A 6,470-nucleotide genomic window follows, 5' to 3' on the forward strand; every position below is an offset into this window, starting at 1 on the left:
GAGAAATACCTCCTTGTTTAATTGTGGTGATTTAATCATACAGGTATTTCTCTTTTTTTGTCCACTTTTATATACAAAATCGTGTTGGTGGATTATTCCCACCAACACGATTTATTATAGAGCCTTTTTTTGTAACATATTCTTTCTTCATAATATAATCTTTTTCCATACTTACCTCCCTATTCATTTTTACTTGCTCATAACCATTCCAATTTGACTATTTTATTATGTTTTATTCATTATACTCTATCAATAATCATAGTGACAATAACATTTTACTGCTCTTAGTAATGAGATACAAAAAACTTTATGAAAAATAGATAAAAAATATTTTAACAATATATCTTCTAGTAAATATAGTCTATTTTTGCCAAACACATCTTAATAAATATCTAAAAAATAAAAAAGGCTGTATAATTTTTAGGGTTGATGGCATAAGCCATCAACCCTAATTTCATGTAGACAAAAAGGCAATTTTCTCTTAAATTAAAAGTACGACCAAATAATAAGGAGAAATTTCCTATGTCTAATATAACAGAAATCTTACTACAATTAAAGGATAAAAACATCACATTTGATCATGTAAACATATCAGAGTGTGATATTCGACATAAAAAATCATTAGTCTTATACGGTAAATTGACCTATACACCAGATTGTTGCCCAAATTGTCACGCAACCATAAAAAAAAGGTAGTGAATGGTTAATGCCATTCACTACTAACATACTCACTATTTCTCTCCATCAACACAATTTGACGAAAATCCATTTTTTTAATATCCCCAAAACTAAAAAAAGGCTATATAAAGCCATTTCTCAGATTTAACTATTTTATAAAACATTAAAAAAATGCAGTCGATGGGACTCGAACCCACACGAGAATACTCTCACTACCCCCTCAAGATAGCGTGTCTGCCATTCCACCACGACTGCGTTTTGTTTTGCATGCGTGACGCATGCAAAACCTGTATTTATTGTATTAAATGAGAAAGTATCCCATTGGTAACATTCATTAAATCTGCGGGGGTCAATTCCATTTGATACCCTCTTTTACCAGCAGATACGACTATTGTATCATAATTTTGGACACTTGTATCGAAAAATGTAGGTAATTGTTTTTTCATACCTACTGGCGAGCAGCCTCCACGAATATATCCTGTTTGTTTTTCAAGCATGTCTAAAGGTAATAATGTCACACTTTTTTCTTTACACACATGCGCTACTTGTTTTAAATCAAGTTCACTTGTTATCGGCACAACACAAACATATAAGGCACCACTTTTTCCAACTAAAACAATCGTTTTGTAAATGCGTTCACTTTTATCCTTGAATTGTTCAAGAATATGTCTACCCCCGATATGCTGTTCATCCCATTCATATGTATGAACTGTATAAGCAATCTTTTTTTGGTCTAATTGTCTAAGAGCATTTGTTTTAAGTAGTTTTTTACTCATCTTTATCGAACCACTTTCCAAAGGACAAACGATTTAAAATACTTGATTTTGGATTTTCTTCATTCGTTCGTTTTTCTTTATAACTTTCAACGGCTTGATAATAAAACGCCTCAACAGCTTTCCCAAATTTATCTGCTGATACATTATAAGACAATGCTTCTTTTTCTTCATTAGATAATTTTTGAGTTTCGTTTAAAATAGGTACATAATCAATGACTGCTTTGGCTAATTGTGATGTGTCTTCATATAAACATCCTAAACTTTCATTCGTAATGATACCAGATAAATAATCATTACGTTTTGCAATAACAGGTAAGCCATTGACTAAAGACTCTAAATACGTTAGCCCTTGTGTTTCAGATTCAGATGCATTCACATAAATATCAGACATTTGGTAATATTTATACACATCATCATTTTGAATTTCGCCGACAAAGATAACCGTATCTTGCAGAGATAATCCACTTACTTGTTCTTCCAATGATTTTCTAGCAGGTCCATCTCCAACAAATACTAATCTAGCATTTGGATATTGTACTAAAATATGTGGGAAAGCATCTATAATTTTATCTAAGCTCTTTTCTTTTGCCAATCGAGATAAAGATAATAACACAAGATGTTCATCAGATAAACCTAATGCTTGTCTAATATTTGTTCTAACAGAAGCAACTTTTTCTGGGATTGGTACACCCGTTGGAATAATTTGAATATCCGTTTCAATATCATAGCCTTTTAAAATCTCAAAAATTTGTGGACCTGGGGCGATCACACCTGACGTGTGGTTACAAAATGAATGAGATAAAAAACGAACATGGCTAGGTCTAACTAAATAACCATTAGCAATATAATGTAAATATTTTTCATACATGGTATGATAAGTGTGAACTGTTGGAATTTTTAATCGATATGCCACATATTTGCCAATAAGTCCCATGCCAAATTCTGTATGCGTATGCACAATATCAAATTGCTTTTCTTTCGCAATTTTATAAGCTTTATTCATTCCACCAATGACTAAACGTCTATCTGTAAAGAAAATAAACGGTACACTAGCAATCCGAACAATTTTATCATTATTCTCATTCTCATCGACATGGGGATCTGTCGTCGTAAAAATTGTGACGTCATGACCCATTTTTTCTAATTCTTCACTTAAAATTTTAATTGATGTCGCTACCCCACTTACTTGAGGAAAGTACGAATCTGTAAACATCGCAATTTTCATAATATTCTCCACGTTAAATATATTGTTCTTTTTATTCTACTCTTTTCAAAGTCGACAATCAAGCGTTAATTATTAGGATACATTTATTGTAATATATAGTTTTTCAAATCAACTAGTATCAGATATGGCACCCCATTATTAAAAAGGATTATTTAAATCAATAACACAAAAAGGCTTGAAATCAGCAAATTGATTTCAAGCCTTTTTGTTTAAATACTATTTTGTGTTATACTTCTGTATTAATTAATACACGTCGTGGTTTTGTTCCCTCAGCCGCACCAACATGTCCTTTGGCTTCTAATTCATCCATCAATCTCGCCGCACGGTTAAAGCCAATTCTGAAACGACGTTGTAGCATAGATACACTAATAAACTCTTGTTCTTTCAAAAATTCTACAACTTCAGTAAATAATTCGTCTTCTGGTTCTCCTTGTGATACCGGTTCATCTGTTGGAATCATGTCTTCGACATAATTTGCCTCTTGTTGATTTTTAACAAATTCTACTATTTTTTCAACTTCAGAATCAGATAAGAACGCACCTTGTACACGAATTGGTTTATTTTCTCCCATTGGTTGAAATAGCATATCGCCTTTTCCGAGTAGTTTTTCAGCACCGTTACTATCAATAATCGTACGAGAATCAATACTACTAGATACGGCAAATGCCATTCGACTAGGTACATTGGCTTTTATCAATCCAGTAATAACATCTACACTTGGTCTTTGTGTCGCTAAAACCATATGGATTCCTGCTGCACGTGCCATTTGTGCTAATCGGATAATGGCTGATTCTACTTCATTACTTGCCACCATCATCAAATCAGCTAACTCATCTACAATCACAACAATGTACGGCATTTTCTCCATGGGTTCATCAGCTGTTTCATTAAATTCATCAACTTGTTCATTATACCCAATAATATTACGCATACCTGTTTGAGCAAATAATTCATAGCGTCTTTCCATTTCTAAGACAACTTTTTGCAATGCTTGTGCAGCACGGCGTGGATTGGTGACAACTGGAGTTAATAAATGAGGAATGCCATTATAGACATTTAACTCTACTTTTTTAGGGTCAATCATCATAAGTTTCACTTCACTTGGTTTGGCTTTCATTAAAATACTTGTAATCATGCCGTTAATCGCCACAGATTTCCCACTACCCGTAGCACCAGCAACAAGTAAATGTGGCATTTTTGATAAGTCAGCCATACGAATATTTCCTGAAATATCTCTTCCAAGTGGGACTTCTAGTTTTGATTTAGAATCAATATTACCTTCAATAATTTCTCTGAAAGAAACCATACTTGTGGTTTGATTCGGTACTTCAATACCTACAAATGATTTTCCAGGAATTGGTGCTTCAATACGAATATCTTTTGCTGCCAAGGCTAACGCCAAATCATCTGTTAAACTCACAATTTTACTGACTTTCACACCAACAGCTGGCTGTACTTCAAATTTTGTCACAGACGGACCTAAATTAGCAGAAATAACACGTGCATTGACACCAAAACTTTTAAATGTATCTTCTAAAATACGAATATTTCTTTTTATCAATTCATGCTCACTCGATTGATCGACTGGTTCTACACGATTTAATAATGTTACCGGAGGTAATTCATAGTGCGAATCTTCTTTTGATACAGAAAATGTTACTTCTTTTTCAACCACTTCTTCTACTCCTGGGTCAATCACGTCTGGTTCGGGCTGGAAACTATTTATAACAATTGGCTCTATATTTTCAACGGCTGGTTTATCGTCCTCTTCAATATATAGCACGCTATCTATATCTTCTTTGACCTCTTTTACTGATTTTGGTAGTTTTATTTGCGTTTTTTGCACTTTTGTTCTAGTATGCTGCGCCATATCAATAAAATCAGAAATCGTTTTTCCACTTACTAATACTAAAGTGATACCTAATAAAAGGAGCAGGATTAAATATGTCCCAATTTCACCAAATAAAAACGTAAATATATTCGCTAAAATAGCTCCAATCATACCGCCACCGGTCGCTTGTTTTAATTGATTGCTGAATAAATCAGTTGAGATAGCTTTCCATGTGTCTGACATAAGATTCGTACGGTTTGCAAATCCTAAATATTCAAAAAACACAAGAATTATAATTGTAAATACACAACTGGCAATCATTTGCTTTTTTGTCATCGGAATTGAGGGTGTTCGTTTAAATAGCATATAAATTGCATAAATAATCAATAAAATAGACACAAATCGGTACGTATCACCAACAAATAAACGGATAATATTAGCAAAAAAAACACCGATAAAACCGAATGAAAAAACAGCAAATAAACAGATAAATAGTAAAGCAATGGATATATACTCTAACTTAAATGTTTGTTTCTTTTTTGTTTTGTTTCTTTTCTTAGCCACTGCTCTGCCTCCATATTCATTCTTTTTGCTTTATTATATCATATTTTTGAAACTTCGTATAAAATAGGGTATAATCTTCTAGTAAATTTAAAAAAAGGAATGAACATATGAAAGAAAAAAAATGGATACGTATCTTGGTAACTTTGACACTCGTTTTAATCTTATCAGGATGTGTAGGTCGTGATACGAGTGGTGCTCCAACAGGTTTTATTTGGGACGTACTTGGTCGACCTATGGAACAACTTATTTTCTGGTTTGCAGGTATTTTTGGAAATACAGTCGGTAGTTATGGATTAGGTATTATTGCTGTTACCATATTAGTACGTATTGCGATTACACCTTTAAATATCAACATGATGAAAACAAATACCATTCAACAAGAGAGAATGGCGTATATTAGACCACAAATGCAAGCAATAACAGAAGAAATGCGACAAGCAAAAACTTTTGAAGAACAAGCACGTCTACGTCAAGAGCAAGCTGCATTACAAAAAGCAGCAGGTATTCAATTCGTAAGTGCCAGTGGATGTTTACCACTATTCATTCAAATGCCTATTTTCTCAGCATTATACTTTGCAACAATTTCATCAACTGAAATTTTAAACGATACGTTCTTAGGTGTTTCTTTAGCAACACCTAGTTGGTTATTCTGTATCTTGTCATCCGCTTTTTATTTAATCCAAGGATACATTTCACAAATTGGTATGACTGAAGAACAAAAACAAATGAATAAAGCTGTTCTATTTACAACACCTTTAATTAACTTAATATTTGGTTTGTCATTACCTGCCGGTGCTGCATTATATTGGACCGTCAGTGGTATCTTTAGCTGTTTAACAAGTTTATACATTTCATTAGTGTTAAAACCAAAAATTAAAGAAGATATTAAAAAAGATATGGAAGAAAATCCTATTCATCTCCCAAAAAGAAAAGACGTAACAACCTCTGTTCACACAAAACAAGTAACAACAGCCTCGATACAAAAAGTACGTCGTAATGCGGGCAAACAGCAAAAACGCTAAAAATAATATGAATATACAAAACCGGAACGAATGTATGTTATCATTCGTTCCGGTTCAGACTGTTGACAAGTAAGAGTGTCAACAGTCTTTTTTCGTATCAGACGTTAAGTTATACGGCTTACCACGATGTACACGATACATCGCTCGTTCTCTACTACGTGCGAGAACGAAGCCATTCGTACCACAACGTCTGATACAATAATAACGCTTAAAAGTGGTATAATAGAGATAAGAAAAAGGAGGAAAAAATCTATGTTTTATAAAGAAACTCACCCAAATGATGAAATCATATTAAACACATTGTCCGAATTAGTACCAAAAGACCATTTACTACGTAAAATTGATAAATCAATTGATTTCAATTTTATTTATGA

The 6,470-nt window shown here is 33.1% G+C and carries 5 protein-coding genes and 1 tRNA gene; 2 read left to right on the plus strand and 4 right to left on the minus strand.

All coding sequences use genetic code 11. The annotated features are described in order from the left end of the window. The first annotated feature begins 522 nt into the window (after window positions 1–522). Complete coding sequence (locus tag GMA11_RS08890; protein ID WP_163546792.1) at window positions 523–696, plus strand: hypothetical protein; 174 nt, start codon at window positions 523–525, stop codon at window positions 694–696. 154 nt (window positions 697–850) lie between these two features. Here the strand turns inward: GMA11_RS08890 and GMA11_RS08895 are convergent. The 4 genes from GMA11_RS08895 to GMA11_RS08910 form a co-directional block, all read right to left on the minus strand. Further along, window positions 851–933, minus strand: a tRNA-Leu gene (locus GMA11_RS08895). A gap of 38 nt (window positions 934–971) precedes the next feature. Beyond that, window positions 972–1,454 (minus strand): Cys-tRNA(Pro) deacylase, encoded by a 483-nt coding sequence (gene ybaK, locus GMA11_RS08900; RefSeq protein WP_205422931.1) that lies wholly within the window; start codon window positions 1,452–1,454, stop codon window positions 972–974. Beyond that, on the minus strand, window positions 1,447–2,679 hold the full coding sequence (locus GMA11_RS08905) for a glycosyltransferase family 4 protein (protein WP_163546793.1): 1,233 nt from the start codon (window positions 2,677–2,679) through the stop codon (window positions 1,447–1,449). The genes ybaK and GMA11_RS08905 overlap by 8 nt, the downstream gene beginning before the upstream one ends. A 226-nt stretch (window positions 2,680–2,905) precedes the next feature. Beyond that, entirely contained in the window at window positions 2,906–5,074 is a 2,169-nt protein-coding gene (locus tag GMA11_RS08910; RefSeq protein ID WP_370516588.1) for a DNA translocase FtsK 4TM domain-containing protein, read from the minus strand. 107 nt (window positions 5,075–5,181) lie between these two features. Between GMA11_RS08910 and yidC the strand changes: the two genes are divergently transcribed. Continuing rightward, window positions 5,182–6,096, plus strand: coding sequence for a membrane protein insertase YidC (gene yidC, locus GMA11_RS08915; protein WP_163546794.1), 915 nt, complete (start codon window positions 5,182–5,184; stop codon window positions 6,094–6,096). The last annotated feature ends 374 nt before the right edge of the window (window positions 6,097–6,470 follow it).

The organism is Granulicatella sp. zg-ZJ (genome assembly GCF_010892355.1).
In the GTDB taxonomy this organism is placed as follows: domain Bacteria; phylum Bacillota; class Bacilli; order Lactobacillales; family Aerococcaceae; genus WM01.